General features: G+C 72.7%; 14 protein-coding genes. 9 read left to right on the top strand and 5 right to left on the bottom strand.

Annotation, left to right across the window (positions count from 1 at the left end; genetic code table 11):
- Positions 1-174: 174 nt before the first annotated feature.
- Positions 175-594 (top strand): ATP-binding protein, encoded by a 420-nt coding sequence (locus ACFWU9_RS23135; protein ID WP_384321319.1) that lies wholly within the window; start codon positions 175-177, stop codon positions 592-594.
- 129 nt (positions 595-723) lie between these two features.
- On the opposite strand, the gene ACFWU9_RS23130 is transcribed toward ACFWU9_RS23135, so the two are convergent.
- Positions 724-1,803 carry a DUF2637 domain-containing protein gene (locus ACFWU9_RS23130; protein WP_384321317.1) on the bottom strand — a complete coding sequence of 360 codons (1,080 nt, stop codon included), beginning with the start codon at positions 1,801-1,803 and terminating at the stop codon, positions 724-726.
- Positions 1,804-2,028: 225 nt separating this feature from the next.
- Positions 2,029-2,877 carry a (2Fe-2S)-binding protein gene (locus ACFWU9_RS23125; protein ID WP_384321315.1) on the bottom strand — a complete coding sequence of 283 codons (849 nt, stop codon included), beginning with the start codon at positions 2,875-2,877 and terminating at the stop codon, positions 2,029-2,031.
- A 234-nt stretch (positions 2,878-3,111) separates the two neighbouring features.
- Here ACFWU9_RS23125 and ACFWU9_RS23120 point away from each other — a divergent pair, with 234 nt between their 5' ends.
- Together ACFWU9_RS23120 and ACFWU9_RS23115 are read left to right on the top strand one after the other, a co-directional pair.
- Positions 3,112-4,005: a GntR family transcriptional regulator gene (locus tag ACFWU9_RS23120; RefSeq protein ID WP_384321313.1), complete on the top strand. Its 894-nt coding sequence runs from the start codon at positions 3,112-3,114 to the stop codon at positions 4,003-4,005.
- 160 nt (positions 4,006-4,165) lie between these two features.
- A complete protein-coding gene (locus tag ACFWU9_RS23115; protein ID WP_384321311.1) occupies positions 4,166-5,380 on the top strand; it encodes an acyltransferase family protein in 1,215 nt (404 codons plus the stop codon).
- A gap of 80 nt (positions 5,381-5,460) precedes the next feature.
- On the opposite strand, the gene ACFWU9_RS23110 is transcribed toward ACFWU9_RS23115, so the two are convergent.
- Both ACFWU9_RS23110 and ACFWU9_RS23105 read right to left on the bottom strand, forming a co-directional pair.
- Positions 5,461-6,219 carry a hypothetical protein gene (locus ACFWU9_RS23110; protein WP_384321309.1) on the bottom strand — a complete coding sequence of 253 codons (759 nt, stop codon included), beginning with the start codon at positions 6,217-6,219 and terminating at the stop codon, positions 5,461-5,463.
- 415 nt (positions 6,220-6,634) lie between these two features.
- The gene (locus tag ACFWU9_RS23105) at positions 6,635-8,401 is read right to left on the bottom strand and encodes a PucR family transcriptional regulator (RefSeq protein WP_384321307.1); all 1,767 of its coding nucleotides are present in this window, start codon (positions 8,399-8,401) and stop codon (positions 6,635-6,637) included.
- A gap of 333 nt (positions 8,402-8,734) precedes the next feature.
- Here ACFWU9_RS23105 and ACFWU9_RS23100 point away from each other — a divergent pair, with 333 nt between their 5' ends.
- The 5 genes from ACFWU9_RS23100 to ACFWU9_RS23080 all read left to right on the top strand — a co-directional run bounded on the left by ACFWU9_RS23100 (position 8,735) and on the right by ACFWU9_RS23080 (position 15,539).
- Complete coding sequence (locus tag ACFWU9_RS23100; RefSeq protein ID WP_384321305.1) at positions 8,735-9,625, top strand: FAD binding domain-containing protein; 891 nt, start codon at positions 8,735-8,737, stop codon at positions 9,623-9,625.
- A gap of 3 nt (positions 9,626-9,628) precedes the next feature.
- A complete protein-coding gene (locus ACFWU9_RS23095; RefSeq protein WP_384321303.1) occupies positions 9,629-10,252 on the top strand; it encodes a (2Fe-2S)-binding protein in 624 nt (207 codons plus the stop codon).
- Positions 10,253-10,254: 2 nt separating this feature from the next.
- Complete coding sequence (locus ACFWU9_RS23090; protein WP_384321301.1) at positions 10,255-12,663, top strand: xanthine dehydrogenase family protein molybdopterin-binding subunit; 2,409 nt, start codon at positions 10,255-10,257, stop codon at positions 12,661-12,663.
- 213 nt (positions 12,664-12,876) lie between these two features.
- A complete protein-coding gene (locus tag ACFWU9_RS23085) occupies positions 12,877-14,337 on the top strand; it encodes an NCS2 family permease (protein WP_384321299.1) in 1,461 nt (486 codons plus the stop codon).
- 50 nt (positions 14,338-14,387) lie between these two features.
- A complete protein-coding gene (locus tag ACFWU9_RS23080; protein WP_384321297.1) occupies positions 14,388-15,539 on the top strand; it encodes an XdhC family protein in 1,152 nt (383 codons plus the stop codon).
- 88 nt (positions 15,540-15,627) lie between these two features.
- Here the strand turns inward: ACFWU9_RS23080 and ACFWU9_RS23075 are convergent, their stop codons facing one another.
- Positions 15,628-16,779 carry a lactonase family protein gene (locus ACFWU9_RS23075; protein WP_384321295.1) on the bottom strand — a complete coding sequence of 384 codons (1,152 nt, stop codon included), beginning with the start codon at positions 16,777-16,779 and terminating at the stop codon, positions 15,628-15,630.
- Positions 16,780-17,222: 443 nt separating this feature from the next.
- On the opposite strand from ACFWU9_RS23075, the gene ACFWU9_RS23070 reads away from it, so the two are divergent.
- Complete coding sequence (locus tag ACFWU9_RS23070; RefSeq protein WP_384321293.1) at positions 17,223-19,046, top strand: glycoside hydrolase family 9 protein; 1,824 nt, start codon at positions 17,223-17,225, stop codon at positions 19,044-19,046.
- Positions 19,047-19,070: the final 24 nt, after the last annotated feature.

Here is a 19,070-nt window from a genome sequence, read left to right as displayed (position 1 = left end):
CAGGTCTCCGGCCGATCTCGCAACCCCTCACTTCCCAGCAGGAGCACCGGACACTCGCCGTGGCGCCGTCCCGGATCGTCATGCGTGGCCGGTGGTGAGTGGGGCATGCATCTCGGGAGAGTGTTCAAGAGAGGAAGCTCGTACAGGCGGTAGCCGCATGGGGGGATGGGGGACATGAAAGGCACGGGGGAGCACGCGCGCCTGCTGCGCAAGCAATTGCTCCGCAGAGTGGAGGGCGCCGATCTGACGGCGGTGCCCGAGGTGAGGCACGCGCTGCGCGAGCTGCTGAGCCACTGGCGGGAGCGCGAGTCGGCCGAGGTGGCCGAGCTGCTCATCAGCGAACTGATCACCAACGCACTGGTGCACACGGACCACGGGGCCGTCGTCAAGGCCACCGTCGCGGACTCCCGGCTACGGGTGGAGGTGCGGGACTTCGTCGACGCGCCGCCGACGCCCAACGAACCCGACGTGGACGACGGGACGCACGGGCGGGGGCTGGTCCTGGTGGAAGGGCTCGCCGACTCCTGGGGCGTGCGGTCGCAGGGGATGGGCAAGATGGTCTGGTTCGAGCTGGACGGCGCGACGGCCGCCTGAGAAGGCCCGTCCGGCGACCGAAGGAGCGCCCCCGGGTGATCTTCGGCCACCGGACGACGGACCGGCGCGACGGTTCTCCGTCACGCCGGTCGCGGGTCGGGCCACGCTGTCGTTCCCGCTGGACCACCCTCAGCCGAACTGCTGCTCAAGGTCCTTGAGTTTGCGCTCCAGGGAGTCCAGCCGCGGCAGCGCCTGGGTGTCGTCCTCGGCGGTCAGATCCACGGTGCGGCCCTCGGATCCCTTCACTGCTTGAAGGGAGGGCCATGAGGGTGCGGACGACCGGTCCGGTTCGTGGAGCTCGGGTATGACGGGCTCCGGGGCGGCGGGACCCACCGCCGGGGTCGAGTTCGCCGGGCCACCCACGGCCGGTACCGCCGTCGCCCCCGGCAGCTCGATCTGACGGCCACGGCCGCGCCCCCAGGCCCGGTGCTGCCGGTTGAGCGCCTTGATCCTGGCCCGGCCCAGCTTCTCCTGCTCGCGCCGCCGGAGCCTGTTCTGCGCCTTCTGCCTGCGGTCCTCGCGCACCTCGTCGACCGCCTCGTCCAGCGTGCGTACGCCTTCGAGGAGCATCAGCGACCAGGCGCCGAAGGTCTCGCGGGGTGCCCGCAGCCACCGTACGATCCGGATCTGCGGCAACGGACGGGGCACCAGGCCCTGTTCACGCAGCGCCGCGCGGCGGGTCTGCTTCAGGGCCCGGTCGAAGAGCACGGCCGCCGAGAGCGACATGCCGGCGAAGAACTGCGGCGCGCCCGCGTGTTCCAGACCGCGCGGCGCGTGCACCCAGTTGAACCAGGCCGCCGCACCGGCGAACGTCCACACCAGCAGCCGCGAGCCGAGGGCCGCGTCGCCGTGGCTGGCCTCGCGCACCGCCAGTACGGAGCAGAACATCGCGGCCCCGTCGAGGCCGAACGGGACGAGATACTCCCAGCCGCCCGTGAGGCTGAGGTTTTGCCGGCCGAAGCCGACGAGCCCGTGGAAGGAGAGCGCGGCGGCCACGGCGGCGCAGCAGAACAGCAGGACGTAGGAGGCCGTGCCGTAGACCGCCTCCTTGCGCCTGCGGCGCTCCTCGCTGCGTTCCCAGGAGTCCTCGGCCGCGGTCTTGACATCGGCGCGCCTGCCGCGCGTGATCATTGCCACCGCCGCCAGGACTCCGACGAGCATCACGCCGCCCGGAAGCAGCCAGTTGAGCGGTATGTCGGTCAGTCGCATGCGGTGTCCCTTGCATCGCAGTGGGGCGTTTCGGGCGCCATAGTGGCCGAACCGCGACCCCGCTCAGAGGGTTTCGGGGCAAGAGAACGCCAACGAGGCGCAGGGGCACGCGAATAGGGGCGATCTGGTCGAACGGGCGCCTGTGCAGGCCGAGTTGTGTTCGATTTCGAACCACCCGCACGCCACCTGGACGAGTGGCATGGTTCAAGGAACCACGCGGGAGAGTCAGTTGCTGTTTGCGCTCAGTCGGCGGACGCGCTCGGAGTCGCACGTACGCGGACAGGTCACGCAGGTGTCCTCGGGCCGCAGCGTGTAGAAGAGGCAGCAGCTCGCCCGGTTCCTGGTCGGCAGCGATTCGCCGCCGGGGCCCGGCAGTTCACGGAAGCCCGCCGTACCGACGTACGGCTTCGTGGTGCCCGGCAGCAGCAGTTCCAGCTCCGCCATCGCGCGCCGCTCCTCGCCCAGCAGCTGCGCGACGTACCAGAGGCCCTCGACGATCTCGTCCGTCGCCATGCCCCACAGGGCGCGGTCGCGCCGCCGCATCCGCGGCCCGAACGCGGCCAGCACCGGGCCGAGATGCTCGGCCACCGCGGAGCGCACCTCGCCGCGCAGCGCCTCCTCGTCCGGTACGACCCTGGCGCCCGGCAGGGCGGCGGCGGGGTCCCCGGGCAGACACGCGAACTCGTCGATCCGCACGGCCATCCGGCCCCGGGTCCGCTGGAAGGCGACGTTCTCCACCGGCACGCGCGGCACCCGGCGGCTCAAGAACCACGGCACGGTGATCAACAGGCAGGCGGGCCAGGCGTAGCGGTGCAGTCCGAAGGTCGCGACGACGTCGGGGCGGGCCCGCTGCCCGTAGTCGCGGACCACCTGCGCGTCGTCCCAGGCGAGGAAGGCGTCGACGGCGGGGCCGCCCGCCGCGAGATCGATGGCACCGACCCAGCGGTCGTCCGCCGTCGGCCGTTCGCCGGCGGTGAGCTCGTCGATGCCCAGGGACGGGAGCACCTCGGTCAGACGCCGATAGGCGTCGGCGACCGGGGAGAGCCGACCGGGCAGCAGAGCGGGCACAGACATCCTGGGAACCACCGAATCGCGCTCGTCTGAAGGTGAGGCTTACCTTACCCGACACGATGGATGTGTGAACTGTTTCCCTGTCCGCCTATGGTGCTCCGGGGACCCCTGATGTGCGAGCCGGGCCGGACGAGGACCGGGTCGCGCGGTACGGGGGAAGTCCGCCGGGCCACCGGAACGCGTCCGACGACCCGGCGGAATAGCCGGCAGAGCCTGACGAAGGGAGGAGGAGGCGCCATGGAGCAGAGCAGAGCGCGCGACGACGAGAACACGCCCTCCGCCTCCCGGGAGCCGGCCTCGTCGCCGGGCGGGACGCAGGTCGGCGGCCTCCCGAGGGTTCCCGGGCAGGCGCGCGGCGAGCGCACGCGGGACGCGTCCCGGACCGGACCCGCCGACCGCCGACGGTCCGCGCCCGCCGGCGCGGGCGCCCCCGTCGTCCCCGAGCCCCCGGCCGCCGCCCCCGCGCCCTCCGTCCCAGCTCCCTCGGCCGAGCCCGGCGTGCGCCGGGCGGTGCGGCGTCACTCCGTACGCGGCCAGATCCTCGACGCGCTCCGTGCCGCACTCGTCAGCGGCGAGCTGGTCCCCGGCCAGGTCTACTCGGGGCCCGCCCTCGGCGAGCGCTTCGGGGTCTCCGCGACGCCCGTGCGCGAGGCCATGCAGCGGCTCGTGCTCGAAGGCGCCGTCGAGGTGGTGCCCAACCGCGGCTTCCGCGTCGCCGAACGCACCGCCCGTGATCTCGCCGAGCTCGCCGAGGTACGCGCGATGATCGAGGTCCCCGTCGTGCTGGGGCTGGCCCGTACCGTCGCCGCCGAGCGCTGGGAGGAACTGCGCCCGCTGGCCGACGCGACCGTCGCGGCGGCGGCCTCCGGCGACCTCGCCGCCTACGCGGAGCACGACCGCGCCTTCCACGGCGCCCTGCTCGGTCTCTCCGGCAACCGGCAGCTGGTCACGGTCGCCGACGAACTGCACCGCCGCGCCCAGTGGCCGCTCGCCGGCGCGCCGAGGACGATCAGGGACGCGCTCGTCGCGGACGCCGCCGAGCACTCCGCGCTGCTGGACGCGCTGACGGCGCGGGACCTGCCGCTCGTGCGCACGCTCGTACGGGAGCACTTCACGGGCGGCGCGGGCTGACCGGGGGCCCCTCTTCGCCCATAGGGAGCCCGTTTTCGCCCACCACCACCGGTCGGCCGGGCCGGTGCGCGACGCGCGGCCCGGCTTTGGTGTCGCGCGCGTGTACGGGTAGCGTCACCCAGTCTTCATCTTCCGGCCATCACCCACACCACGGGACGTCATGCGCGCCAGCAGTGCTCGTCAGCCAGCCACCCCCGCCGACCGGTCGGGTCTGTCCGGCCGGGACCGGCTGCCGTCCCTGACCGGACTGCGGTTCTGGGCCGCGTTGATCGTGGTGCTCTACCACCTGTCCCGGCAGGTCGGCGAGATCCCCGGCGTCAGCCAGGCCGCCTGGTACGGGCGCAGCGGCGTCACCTTCTTCTTCGTCCTGTCCGGCTTCGTCCTCGCCTGGACCTACGACGGTCAGCGGGTGCCCGCGAAGGTCTTCCTGTGGCGGCGGTTCGCCCGTATCTGGCCCCTGCTCGCGGTGACGTCGGCGGCGTCCGTCGCCGTCTGGATCGCGATCGGCAAAGAGGTCTCCACCAAGGCCGTGCTCGCGACGCTGCTGATGGTGCACGCCTGGTCGCCCGACACCGTCGTCCAGAAGGGCGCGAACCCGGCGGCCTGGTCGCTCAGCGACGAGGCCTGGTTCTATCTGATCTTCCCGCTGCTGATGACGCTGCCGCTGCTGAGGTCCCGCCGGGGGCGGTTCTGGGTCATGGTGACGATGAGCGTCGCGCTGGTGGGGCTCTGGCTGGTCGGCGCGCTGATCGGGACCGGCGCCACGCGTGTGTGGCTGCTCGACTACTTCCCGCCCACGCGCATGCTCCAGTTCGTGATCGGTGTGGCCGCCGGACTGGCCGTCAAGCGGGGCCGCGGCTCACCCGTCGGACTGCCGACCGCGATCGGTCTGGTCGTGCTCTGGCATCTGGCGCTGGTCCCGTGGCACGACGCCGTCCCCGACAGCCTCTGGTACAGCCCCTACAGCGCCTCCCAGTTGCTCTCCGCGCCGATCTTCGCCCTGCTGGTGTGCGCGGCGGCCCAGGCGGACCTGAGGGGCCGCCGTACGGGGCTGGGCGGTGCGTGGGCGGTACGGCTGGGGCACTGGTCCTTCGCCTGGTACCTGGTCCACGAGATCGTCATCCGCTCCCTGCTCGCCCGCTACGGGCGTACGGAGACCCTGGCCACCACCGCCGGCTTCTGGCTGCTGGCGATCGTGATCAGCCTGGCCCTCGCGGGGATGGCGTACCAGTGGGTGGAGCACCCGCTGGAGCGGCTGCTGCGCAGGGCGGGCCCGCAGGCGCCCAGGAGCCCGGAGCCGGGCGAGAAGGACCGGACGGGCGTGGGGGCCGGCGGCCCCCACGCGTCGACGTCGGGTTCGATCACCCCGCGATGAGCCGGGGGCTCCGGCCCCCGGTGCTCAGGGTTTCCGTGCTCGGGCGGTGCCGAGGGTTTCCGTGCTCAGGGTTTCCCCGCTCAGGCCGCCGGGGTTGGCGCGAGCTGCGCCGCCAGCCAGGTCGGGACACCGTCCAGCAGCCGGAACAGCCGCCCCGCCTCGGCCCGAAGGCGCGTCGCCTCGGGCTCCGGCTCGGCGTCGGCCAGCGCGGCGAGCGCCGGAGCCGTACCGACCAGATAGCCCAGCTCCTCACGGATCCGCAGCGACTCGCCGAAGCCGTGCCGCGCCTCCGCCAACTCGCCCTCGCGCAGGGCGAGTCCGGCCAGGTGGCGCCAGGTGAAGGAGAGCAGCAGTGTCTGTCCGTGTGCTGTGGCGCCCGCGTGGGCGCGGCGGTAGGCGGCGAGGGCTGATTGCGGGGAGTCCGAGAGGTGTTCGGCGATCAGGCCCCGGCGGAAGTCGAGCAGCGGCCGGGCGAGGGCCGTCGGCGCCAGCAGCGCGGCGGCTCTGCCGAGCGCGGCCCGTGCTTCGTCGGCGCGGTCCCGTACGCCGAGGATGGTGGCGGCGTAGGCGAGGTGGCCGCGCTCGCTGGCGGCGCCGCCCCGTTCGTCGTCCTCACGCGCGGTGGCCTCCGCGAGCCGGAGCGCGTCCTCGGCCTCCGGCCAGCCCTCACCCGTGAACAGACACCGCTCCACCAGCAGCGACGCCCGCTGGAGGGACGGCGCGGCTCCGGGATGGGGCGCGAGCAGGGCGGCCGCGTCGGTCCAGCAGCCGCGCGAGCGCAACCGCCATACCGCGGTCTGGAGTGGGTCGTCACCGGTGATGGATCCGGAACCAGACATGGCGGTATCCGCCACATTGCCCTCCCCGAGCGCGCCATTGTGCTGTTGAGTTCTCCCGCATCTCAGCACGGATCGGCACGCCGGGCCAATAGGCCAGGTGAAAAAATTCACAATGCCTTGGTCAACAAGGGGTCGACAAGGGCCCGTTCGATGCCCCGTCAGAGGGCGGACGCGCGCCCTCCGAAAGGGTCACCGCCGGGGCGCGCACCCCGGCTGACCAGGGAGGGGCTTCCGCCGTCCGGTTGCCCGGAGTTCATCGTGACGACGCCCAGGGGCCGGTCCGCGTCAACGAGTTGGATCTCGGCGTGACCGGCCCGGGTGACGGCGGTCAACGTGGCACGCGGTGACGGGGACCGCGGCACGACTCGCCGTTCGCGCGCCGGCCGTCGCGCGGCCCGTCGGCCCATCCGGCCCGTCAGCTCATCCGGAGCGCCAGGAAGAAGTCGAGCTTGTCCTCCAGCCGGGACAGATCACGGCCCGTGAGCTGCTCGATGCGCCCCACCCGGTACCGCAGCGTGTTCACGTGCAGATGCAGCCGGGCGGCGCACCGGGTCCAGGAACCGTCGCAGCCGAGGAACGCCTCAAGGGTCGGGACCAGTTCGGCGCGGTGGCGGCGGTCGTAGTCCCGCAGCGGGTCGAGCAGCCGCGCGGTGAACGCGCGCCGTACGTCGTCAGGGACGAACGGCAGCAGCAGTACGTGCGAGGCCAGTTCGTGGTGCCCGGCGGCGCACACCCGCCCGGGCCGGGCCGCCGCCACCCGCCGCGCGTGCCGAGCCTCCTCCAGCGCGCCCCGCAGCCCGTCCGCCGAGTGCACGGCCGCGCTGACGCCCAGCGTCAGCCGTCCGTCGTCGCCGAGACCGGCGGTCAGCGGCTCCCGTACGGCCCCCAGCAGTACGTCCGCCTGGAGGCCGCCGTCCGTCGGCGTCGCCTCCGCGCCCTCACCCTCGTCGGAGGAGGCTACGGGCACCGGCATCGGCAGCAGCGCGATCGCCTCGCCGCCCGTGTGCGCCACCGCGATCCGGTCGCCCGACTCCAAGCCCGCCGACGCCGGATCGACCAGGATCTCCTCCAGCACCGACCGGGCGACCGTCCCCTCCCCGCCCGCCCCCTCAGAGCCGTCCGTACCGCCTGCGCCGTCCGTACCGTCCCCGCCGACCGTGCCTGCCGTGCCGTTCCCGTCCTGCCAGTCGACGCGCGCCACCACGATCTGCCAGTGCGGGGCCGCGCCCTGGCCGGGCATCAGCACCGGCGCCGCGACTCTCAGCCGGGCGGCGATCTCGGCGGGCGGGGCGGCCGACTGGACGAGTTCCAGGATCTCCTGGGCCAGCCTGCGCCGTACCGTACGCGCCGCGTCCCGCCGGTCCCGCTCGACCGCGATTAGCTGGGTGACCCCCTGGAGCAGATCCAGCCGGGGCGCGGCCCACTCCCCGGCGTCCGCCTCCACGGCCAGCAGCCAGTCCGACAGGACACTCTCGCGCACGTCCGCGTCCGCACCGCCCGCCGCCGCGCCACGGCCCGGACCGCGTACCGGGAACAGCGAATACGTCGTCCCGCCCACGGCCACCCGGTGCGGCGCCCGCCGCCCCGCGCGGGTCGCCGCCAGATGCTCCGCCGCCAGCGCCGCGCCCGCCGCCGCGGACAGCGGCCCGCTCGCGCCCGCGATCCGGCGCCCGGTGGGGGAGAGCACCCAGGCCCGCAGATCCAGGTCGGTCCCGAGGAGATCCAGCACGACCTCCGGCCCCCCGCCGGTCGGGCCCGATGTCATCAGCCTGCGGTGCCGGTCGACGACCGCGGCCAGGTCCCCGGCGCGCTCACCGGAGACCTGCCGCACCACATGCTCGGTGATCGTCGCGAACGCGACGGACTCGTTCACCGCGAAGAGCGGCAGCCGGTGCCGCCGGCACGCCCCCACCAGATCGTCCGGGATCGCGCCCAGCTCGGCCTCACCCGCCGCCAGCCCCGCGACCCCGGCGCCGGCCAGGAGCCGTACGAAAGGCTCGGAGTCCTCGGGCGTACGCCGCCAGGCCAGGCCGGTCAGGACCAGCTCACCGCCCGACAGATAGCGGCTCGGGTCGCGCAGATCGGTGGTCATCACCCCGCGTACCGTCCGGTCGAGCTCGTCCCGGCCGCCGAGCAGCCGCAGGCCCAGCGCGTCGGTCTCCAGCAGTGCGCGCAGCCGCATCTCGTCGCCGCCGATCTGTCTCGTCGTCCCCGGTGGGCAGGGTGGGCAGGGGTGTGCGGCGTTCCACGGGCGTTCGCCGCGGTGCCTTTTGTTCGAATCTACAAGACCCGGAAGCCGCCCAGGCAACACCTTCATGGTTTCGGTGACTGCACCGGACGGGGCACGGCCGGTGTACTTGGGCCACACAGCGTTAACAGCTAGTGAATATCCGCGTGAGACAACCGGACGAGCCGGGCACGCGACCGTCGCGCAGACCAGCGGTCGGGACTCCCGCCGTCCCCGGGCACCGGTGAACGACCGATCAACGACCGATCACGAATGAAGAGAGCCGCTATGGACTTCCTTCGCCCCGCCGGCTGGGAGGAGGCGCTCGCCGCCAAGGCCGAGCACCCCGCCGCGGTCCCGATCGCGGGTGGCACCGACGTCATGGTCGAGATCAACTTCGACCACCGGCGGCCCGAGTATCTGATGGACCTCGGCCGCATCGGCGAACTGCGCGAATGGGCGGTCGGGGAGGAGCACGTCCGGCTGGGCGCCGCCGTCCCGTACACCCGGATCATGGAACACCTGCGGACCGAGCTGCCCGGACTCGCGCTCGCCTCGCACACCGTCGGCTCCCCCCAGATCCGTAACCGGGGCTCCGTCGGCGGCAACCTCGGCGCGGCCTCGCCCGCCGGGGACGCGCACCCCGCGCTCCTCTCGGCGGGCGCCGAGGTGGAGGTGGAGTCGGTACGGGGCGTACGCCGCATCCCCGTCGACGAGTTCTTCACGGGCGTCAAGCGCAACGCCCTGGCCCCGGACGAGCTGATCAGGGCCGTCCTCATCAAGAAGGCGTCGGGACCGCAGCAGTTCTCCAAGGTCGGCACACGCAACGCGATGGTCATCGCGGTCTGCGCGTTCGGCATCGCCCTGCACCCCGACACCCGCACCGTGAGAACCGGCATCGGTTCCGCCGCCCCGACCCCGGTGCGGGCCCGCGCCGCCGAGGAGTTCCTCGACGCGGCGCTGGAGGAGGGCGGTTTCTGGGACAACGGCAAGGTCATCACCCCCTCGGTCGTCAAGCAGTTCGCCGACCTCGCGTCCGGGGCCTGTAACCCGATCGACGATGTGCGCGGCACCGCGAAGTACCGCCGTCACGCGGTGGGGATCATGGCCCGCCGCACGCTCGGCTGGACCTGGGAGCAGTACCGGGCCACCGGCACCACGCTGAGAGGAGCTGCGTAAACGATGCGTGTGAACTTCACCGTCAACGGCCGTCCGCACGAGGCCGACGACGTCTGGGAGGGCGAGTCGCTGCTCTACGTCCTGCGGGAGCGCATGGGCCTGCCCGGCTCGAAGAACGCCTGCGAACAGGGCGAATGCGGCTCCTGCACGGTCCGCCTCGACGGTGTGCCGGTCTGCGCGTGCCTCGTCGCCGCCGGCCAGGTCGAAGGCCGCGACGTCGTCACCGTCGAGGGCCTGGCCGACTACTCCGAACACCGCGCCGACGCGCACCCGGGCGGCGGCTGCGCCTCCGGAGGCGGCTGCGGTACGAGCCTCCAGCAGGCCCGGCAGTGGCAGGCCAAGGGCGCCGCGGGAACGGACTCCCTTACCGGCGAGGGCCAGGAACTCTCCCCCGTCCAGGAGGCGTTCATCGACGCGGGCGCCGTCCAGTGCGGCTTCTGCACCCCCGGACTGCTGATCGCCGCCGACGAGATGCTGGAGCGCAACCCCTCGCCGTCCGACGCCGACATCCGCGAGGCGCTCTCCGGCAACCTCTGCCGTTGTACCGGCTACGAGAAGATCCTGGACGCGGTCCGCCTCGCGGCGGCCCGCCAGGGACCCACCGGATCCCAGGAAAGCGCGGTCTGACCATGGCGAACGAACCCCGCGCCGCGACCGTCCCGGCCGGCACCCCCACGAACGTCACGCAGGGCTCCCGGACCAGGGGCGGCATCGGCGAGTCCACGCTCCGCCCCGACGGCACCCTCAAGGTCACCGGCGAGTTCGCGTACTCCTCGGACATGTGGCACGAGGACATGCTCTGGGGCCACACCCTGCGCAGCACCGTCGCGCACGCCGAGATCCGCTCGATCGACACCGCCGAGGCGCTGGCCACCCCCGGCGTCCACGCGGTCCTCACCTACGACGACCTGCCCACCGAGGTGAAGCGCTACGGCCTGGAGTTCCAGGACACCCCCGTCCTCGCCCACGGCAAGGTCCGCCACCACGGCGAGCCCGTCGCGATCGTCGCCGCCGACCACCCCGAGACCGCGCGCCGCGCCGCCGCCAAGATCCGTATCGACTACGCCGATCTGCCGGTCGTCACCGACGAGGCGTCCGCCACGGCCGAGGGCGCGCCCCTGATCCACGAGAACCGCGACGACCACCACGCGGGCCATGTGCCGCACCCGAACATCGTGCACCGCCAGCCCATCGTGCGCGGCGACGCCGACGCGGCGGCCCGGCGCGCCGACGTGATCGTCTCCGGCGAGTACGTCTTCGGCATGCAGGACCAGGCGTTCCTCGGCCCCGAGTCCGGGCTCGCCGTGCCGGGCGAGGACGGCGGCGTCGATCTGTACGTCGCCACCCAGTGGCTGCACTCGGACCTGCGCCAGATCGCGCCCGTCCTCGGTCTGCCCGAGGAGAAGGTCCGTATGACGCTCTCCGGCGTCGGCGGCGCCTTCGGCGGGCGTGAGGACCTCTCGATGCAGATCCACGCCTGTCTGCTGGCCCTGCGCACCGGCAGACCCGTCAAGATCGTCTACAACCGCTTCGAGTCCTTCTTCGGCCATGTGCACCGCCACCCTGCGAAGCTCTGGTACGAGCACGGGGCCACCAAGGACGGCAGGCTCACGCACATGAGGTGCCGCATCGTGCTGGACGGCGGCGCCTACGCCTCCGCCTCCCCGGCCGTCGTCGGCAACGCCTCGTCCCTCTCCGTCGGCCCCTACGTCGTCGACGACGTGGACATCGAGGCGCTGGCGCTCTACACCAACAACCCGCCCTGCGGCGCGATGCGCGGCTTCGGAGCCGTACAGGCGTGCTTCGCCTACGAGGCGCAGATGGACAAGCTCGCCGCCAGGCTCTCCATGGACCCGGTGGAGTTCCGCCGGCTCAACGCCATGGAGCAGGGCTCGCTCCTGCCCACCGGCCAGCGCGTCGACTCGCCCGCGCCGGTCGCGGAGTTGCTGCGCCGCGTCAAGGCGCGTCCGATGCCGCCCGAGCGGCAGTGGCTGACGGCGGGCGAGGCGGCCGACGTACGGGCGCTGCCCGGCGGTCTCTCCAACACCACGCACGGCGAGGGCGTCGTACGGGGTGTGGGCTACGCGGTCGGCATCAAGAACGTCGGTTTCTCCGAGGGCTTCGACGACTACTCCACCGCCCGTGTGCGGATGGAGGTCATCAACGGCGAGCCCGTCGTCACCGTCCACACCGCCATGGCGGAGGTCGGCCAGGGCGGCGTCACGGTCCACGCGCAGATCGCCCGCACCGAACTGGGCGTCGCGCAGGTGACGATCCAGCCCGCCGACACCCGCGTGGGGTCGGCCGGTTCGACCAGCGCGTCCCGTCAGACGTACGTCACCGGCGGCGCGGTCAAGAACACCTGCGAGCACGTGCGCGAGCAGGTCCTGGAGATCGGCCGCGCCAGGTTCGGCACGTACCACCCCGCCTGGGCCACGGCCGAGCTGCTCCTCGAAAGCGGCAAGGTCGTCACCGACGGCGGCGAGGTCCTGGCCGATCTGGTGGACGTCCTGGAGGGCGAGTCGGTCGACATCGAACTCGAATGGCGCCACCGGCCCACCCAGGCCTTCGACCTGCGTACGGGGCAGGGCGACGGCCATGTCCAGTACTCGTTCGCCGCGCACCGCGCGGTGGTCGAGGTGGACACGGAGCTGGGCCTGGTCAAGGTGGTCGAGCTGGCCGTCGCACAGGACGTCGGCAAGGCGCTCAACCCGCTGTCGGTCCTCGGCCAGATCCAGGGTGGTACCACCCAGGGCCTGGGCGTGGCCGTCATGGAGGAGATCATCGTCGACCCGAAGACCGCGAAGGTGCGCAACCCGTCCTTCACGGACTATCTGATCCCCACCATCCTCGACACGCCGACCATCCCCGTCGACGTGCTCGAACTGGCCGACGAGCACGCGCCGTACGGGCTGCGTGGGGTCGGCGAGGCACCGACCCTGTCGTCGACCCCCGCCGTGCTCGCGGCGATCCGCGACGCGACGGGGCTGGAGCTGAACAGGACTCCGGTACGGCCGGAACACCTGACCGGCACCTGACCGGCGTCCGGCCGGCGTCCGATCGTCGTCCGATCGCCGTCCGGCGGGCGCCCGACCGGCGCCCGACCGGCGCCCCGCCTCAGAGCGACACCCAGTTGAGAGAACCCAGTTCGTCTCGGGCCGTCCCCCGGGTCGTGCAGCCGACGCACCATCCCAAATCCCGCATCTGAAGTCTCCACGCGGGTGCCCCTGTGAACCTTGGGAGTAGGCACCATGACCCAGCAGTCCGTACACCCCGGGACCACCGCCGAGGACGCCGGCCCAGACTCGCGTCCCCCGGCCGGAAGGTCCCGGCTCGACCGGTATTTCCATATATCCCAGCGGGGATCGACCGTCGCGCGCGAAGTGCGCGGCGGAGTCACGACCTTCATGGCCATGGCGTACATCCTGCTGCTCAACCCGCTCGTCCTGGGCGGCAAGGACGTCGCGGGCCACGTGCTCGGCCAGCCCGCGCTGATCACCGCCACCGCCCTCGCCGCGGCCGTCACCACGCTGCTGATGGGCTTCGTCGGCAAGGTGCCGCTGGCCCTCGCCGCCGGGCTCTCCGTCTCCGGCGTGATCTCCACCCAGGTCGCGCCCACCATGACCTGGCCGCAGGCCATGGGCATGTGCGTGATGTACGGGGCCGTGATCATGCTGCTGGTCGTCACCGGCCTGCGCGAGATGATCATGAACGCCATCCCGCTCGCCCTCAAACACGCGATCACGATGGGCATCGGCACCTTCGTCGCGCTGATCGGCCTGGTCAAGGCGGGCTTCGTGCACGCCTCGCGGGGCGGCGGACCCGTCACCCTGGGCCCGGCCGGCGAGCTGGCCGGCTGGCCCGTCCTGATCTTCGCGGTCACCCTCCTGCTGATCTTCATGCTCCAGGCCCGCGAGGTGCCCGGCGCGATCCTGATCGGCATCGTCGTCGGCACGGTCGTGGCCGCCGTACTGAACGCCGCCGGTGTCATCGCCGCCAGGGCCTGGACGAGCGGACCGCCCGAGCTGACCGGGAGCGCCGTCTCCATGCCGGACTTCTCGCTCTTCGGCGACATCGAGTTCGGCGGCTGGGGCGAGGTCGGCGCCATGACCGTCGGCATGATCGTCTTCACGCTCGTCCTCGCCGGCTTCTTCGACGCGATGGCCACCATCATCGGCGTGGGGACCGAGGCCGGACTCGCCGACGGGAAGGGCCGGATGCCGGGCCTGTCGAAGGCGCTGTTCATCGACGGCGCGGGCGGTGTGATCGGCGGCGCCGCCGGCGGCTCGGGCCAGACCGTGTTCGTGGAGTCCGCGACCGGTGTCGGCGAGGGCGCCCGTACGGGCTTCGCCTCCGTCGTCACCGGCCTCTTCTTCGCCGCGTGCCTCTTCTTCAGCCCGATCACCCAGGTCGTCCCCGGCGAGGTCGCGGCGGCGGCGCTGGTGGTCATCGGCGCGATGATGATGCAGAACGCCAGGCATGTGGACTGGAACGACCGCGCCGTCGCCGTGCCGGTCTTCCTGACCGTGGTGATCATGCCGTTCACCTACCAGATCACCGCCGGTGTCGCCGCCGGAGTCATCTCCTACGTCGCCATCAAGACCGCCCAGGGCAAGGTCCGGGAGATCCGCGCCTTCATGTGGGGGCTGGCCGTGATCTTCCTCGTCTTCTTCGCCCTCCACCCGATCGAGGGGTGGCTCGGCGTGGGCTGACGCGCCGGGAACCTCCGCACATCCGATACTTGAGAACAGAGGAGGCCCACATGCTGGACATCGCCGAAGAACTGAACCGGTGGGTCGAGCAGGGACGTGACTTCGCCGTGGCCACCGTGGTGGCCGTCGGCGGCAGCGCGCCCCGGCAGCCCGGCGCCGCCCTCGCCGTGGACGGCGCGGGCACGGCGATCGGCTCGGTCTCCGGCGGATGTGTGGAGGGCGCGGTCTACGAGCTGTGCCGGGAGTCCCTGGAGAGCGGCGAGAGCGTCCTGGAGACCTTCGGCTACAGCGACGAGGACGCCTTCTCCGTGGGCCTGACCTGCGGCGGCGTCATCGACATCCTCATCACACCGGTCCGCGCCGACTCTCCGGACCGACAGGTGCTCCGGGCCGCGCTCTCCGCCGCGGCGCGGGGCGAGGCGGCGGCGGTCGCACGGGTCACCGACGGGCCCCGGGGAATGGGCGGCCGGGCACTGCTCGTACGGCCCTCGGGAGCGTACGAGGGGACGCTGGGCGGCCACCCGGAGCTGGACCGCACCGCCGCGGGCCAGGCCCGCGCCCTGCTGGACGCCGGGCGCACGGGCACCGTCACGATCGGCGAGGACGGCTCGCGCTGCGGGCGCCCCCTGACGCTGCTCGTCGAGTCGAGCGTGCCCGCCCCGCGCATGATCGTCTTCGGGGCGATCGACTTCGCGTCCGCCCTGGTCAGAGTGGGGAAGTTCCTCGGATACCACGTCACGGTCTGCGACGCCCGCCCCGTCTTCGCCACCCGCGCGCGCTTCCCGGACGCGGACGAGATCGTCGTGGACTGGCCGCACCGCTATCTGGGGTCGACGGAGACCGACGGCCGTACGGTGCTCTGCGTCCTGACCCACGACGCCAAGTTCGACGTCCCCCTGCTGGAACTCGCCCTCCGGCTGCCCGTCGCCTACGTCGGCGCCATGGGCTCCCGGCGCACCCATCTCGACCGCAACGAGCGGCTGCGCGGCGTCGGTGTCACCGAGCTCGAACTGGCGCGGCTGCGCAGCCCCATCGGGCTGGACCTCGGCGCGCACACGCCCGAGGAGACCGCGCTGTCGATCGCGGCGGAGATCGTCGCGAACCGGCGCGGCGGCACCGGGGTCTCCCTGACCGGCGCCCACACCCCGATCCACCACGACCGGAACCGGGCACCGGCGGGCCGTATCGGCTCCGTCGCCTGAGGGCCGGCGCCGGGAGTCCGGAGCTCCGCGCGGGCGGCGGGGGCCACCGCTGTGGCCCCCGGCCGCCCATGCCTGTCCCGGTGCCTGCTCAGAGGACGACGATGCCTTCGCCGCCGACCGCGTCCGGTACGGGGGTGATGCTGATCTTGGTGAGGGAGCCGTCGTCGTTGACGCGGAAGCCGTCGACCGCGCCCACGCCGCCGGTCTGGACATACAGGTACCGCTTGTCGGGCGAGACGGCCGCGTCCACGGTGCCCACGCCGGTCGGGGTGTTGCCCAGCGGTTCGAGGCGCGCCCCGCCGTGCTGCCGGAAACCGGACAGCGTGTTGCTGCCCGCGTTCGAGACGTAGAAGCGGTCACCCACCCGGACGATCCAGCAGCTGGCCTGCTGGCCGGTCGGGGTGTCGTCGAGGAGCGTGGCGTCGCCGCGCTTCTCGATACGGAAGGTCAGGACCACGTTGGGGCCGGTGTCGGCGACGACGAGCCGGCCGTGCCGGTCGAAGGTCAGCCCGAAGGGGACGGAGCCGGGCTTGCTGCTGACGACGGGCTCGGCCGCCGGGGCTCCCGTACGGTCGAGGTCGAAGACCTCGATGCTGTTGCCGCCCATCTTGGTGGTGACGACGAGCCGCGATCCGTCGGGCGTGAAGGCGACCTGTCCGGGGGTGTGCGTGAACTCCGGCGCCGTGCCGGTGTCGAGGCGCAGGGCGCGGTTCCAGGCCTTGACCCGCTCCAGCACCTTCGCGGTGAGCCGGTACCCCTGGATGGAGCCGCCCTTGCGGGCGTTGAGGACATAGACGCGGTCGCCGTGCGCGGTGACGCTGACGGGGAAGGTGCCGCCGGAGGAGATGACCTGCTTGCGGTGGAGCCGTTCCCCGTCGACCGCGAAGACCGTGAGGGTGTCGCTGCCCGCGTTCACCGCGTAGAGGAGGCGGTGCCGCGCGTCGTAGGTCAGCGAGCCCTGCGAGGCGAGGTGGTCGACGACGGAGCCGCCGAGCACCCCGCCCTTTCCGGCGGTCGCGTAGACGGCCCGCTTGTGGAGCTTGCCGTCGGGGGCGCGGTGGTAGGCGACGATTTTGTTGCCCCGCACGTCGTCGGTCTGGACGAAGACCGGGCCTCCGCCGTGGCCCTTGGCGTGCCGGTCCTGTTCCGCGGCGGCGGGTGCGGCGGCGAGCGTCGCCATGGAGGCGGCGACCGCGACGGCGATCTGGAGCGTACGGGCAAGCGTGGGCAGGCTCTTCATGGTTCCCCTGGTGAGGTGAGGTGGGCGCGAGCGCGCGGGAGGCCTGCCTGCCGGCCACGGGGGCGGCGGGGCAGGAGAGATCCCAGGGATGGTCGGTCAGCGGGCACCGGGAGGGACGGAGCGCCCCGGCACGGCGCCTCTTACGAGTGAGCCGCCCCACTCCGAACAGCCCACGAGCGAGAGGCCACCTGCCGGAGCGGGCCGTCCCCGGGCCCGAGTCCACCGTCGTCCGCGTCCTCGGCGCCGCCGCCCCGAACCGGCAACGACCGAACCCGCGACGACCGAACCGGCCACGACCGAACCCGCCACGATCGAACCGGCGTCGGCGTGGCGCACTCGTATGAAGGCCGCGCACCGTCGGAGTGTCGGTCTGATCTGATGAAGAATCATCCCTTACGTTCTCCGCGACCCGACCCCAGGCGTGCCGCGGAGGAGCCGACCCCATGCGTCCATCCCTGTTCTCCTCGCTCTCGCTCGCGCTGGCCGCCGCCGCGATGCCCGCCGTGCTCGGGCAGACCGCCGTCGGCGCCCCGGCGGGCGCGGCGGACCCGGGCCCCGTGCGGGTCAACCAGATCGGCTACGCGACCGGCGCCGACAAGATCGCGACCGTGGTCGCGGCGGCCCGCACCCCCCTGAAGTGGCGGCTCAAGGACGACAGGGGACGCACCGTCGCCTCGGGGACCACCCGCGTCGTCGGCGCCGACAAGGCGTCCGGCGACCATGTCCACCAGGCCGACTTCTCCCGCGCGACCGGCCAGGGGGTCCGCCGGCTCACCGTCGCGGGTGCCGGTACGAGCGTGCCGTTCACCGTCACACGCAGGCCGCTCTACCCGGACCTCGGCCGCGAGGCCATGCAGTACTTCTACTTCCACCGCATGGGCACCCCGGTCAGGGCCGAGTACCTCCAGCACGCCGCCCACGCGCACGCCGCCCTGCACACCGGCGACAACTCCGTTCCCTGCTACAAGAACTGGTGCGGCAAGGACCCGAGGACCGGCAGGGACCAGCGGCTCGACGTCTCCGGTTCCTGGGCCGACGCCGGCGACTTCGGCGTCTACCCCGTCAACCACGCCATCGCCGCCTGGACCCTGCTGAACCTCTACGAGCGCGACAACCGGGCGTACGGCGACGGAAGCCTGGCCCTCCCCGAGCGGGCCAACGGCGTACCCGACATCCTCGACGAGGTCGCCCACGGCTCACGCTTCATGGCCGGGATGCTCCCCGCCACCGGTCTGGCCTCCCACAAGGTGCACAACCACACCTGGAGCCCGTTCCCGGTCAAGGACATCGCCGCCGAAAACGCGATGCCCCGCTCCGCGATGCCGCCGTCCACCAACGCCACCTACGCCGTCGCCCGTACCAACGCCCAACTCGCCCGGGTACTGCGGAAGTTCGACGCCAGGAAGGCCGACCGGCTCTGGGCGTCCGCACGGGACGCGTGGCGGCGCGCCGAGGCCCGGCCCGACGTCGACTACCCCGAGGCCAACGACGGCACCGACGCCGAGGGCGGCGGCGACTACCCCGACACCCAGAACAGCGACGACCGTTACGCCGCGGCGGCCGAGCTCTACCTCACCGCCGAGCGGCGCGCCGACCGCACCGCCCGGACCTACCGCGACGCGCTCACCCGCTCCCCGCACTACGGGGAGATCGGCCCCGTCGACTGGGGCCGGGTCGCCGCCGCCGGCACGCTCTCGCTCCTCGCCGTGGAGAACGGCCTCCCCGCCGCCGACCTGGCCCGTATGCGCGCCGGCCTGCGCGCCGTCGCCGACACGCTCGTCACGACCCAGCGGGGCGAGGGGTATCCGGCGCTGCTCCCCGGCGCCGAGCCCTACCCGTGGGGCTCCAACTCCGCGATCGTCAACCGGATGATGCTGCTCGGCACCGCGTACGACATCGGCCACGACCGGCGCCATCTGAAGGCCATGCACCGCGCCATGGACTATCTGCTCGGCACGAACGCCCTGCGGATCTCCTACGTGACGGGCTACGGCGCCCACCGGGAGACCGATCTGCACGACCGGCTGGCATGGGGCCAGTACCCGGCGACCCCCTACCCCAAGGGCTGGCTCTCCGGCGGCCCGAACAGCGTCCTCATCAACGATCCGGTCACCCCCAAGGGCCGCCCCGCCGCCAAGTCGTACGCGGGGCCCGGCACGGCGCCGAGCGCCTGGGGCTCGAAGGAGAACACCGTCAACTGGAACGCCCCGCTGGTCTGGGTGGCGACCTATCTCAAGTCGACCGCCCCGGACCTGGCGTCACGCTGACCCGGGCCGGGGAGCGCGCGGCCC

Origin of the sequence: Streptomyces sp. NPDC058653, from assembly GCF_042716895.1 — a bacterium.
Classification (GTDB): domain Bacteria; phylum Actinomycetota; class Actinomycetes; order Streptomycetales; family Streptomycetaceae; genus Streptomyces.
This window is presented reverse-complemented; position numbering and strand designations above follow the sequence as displayed.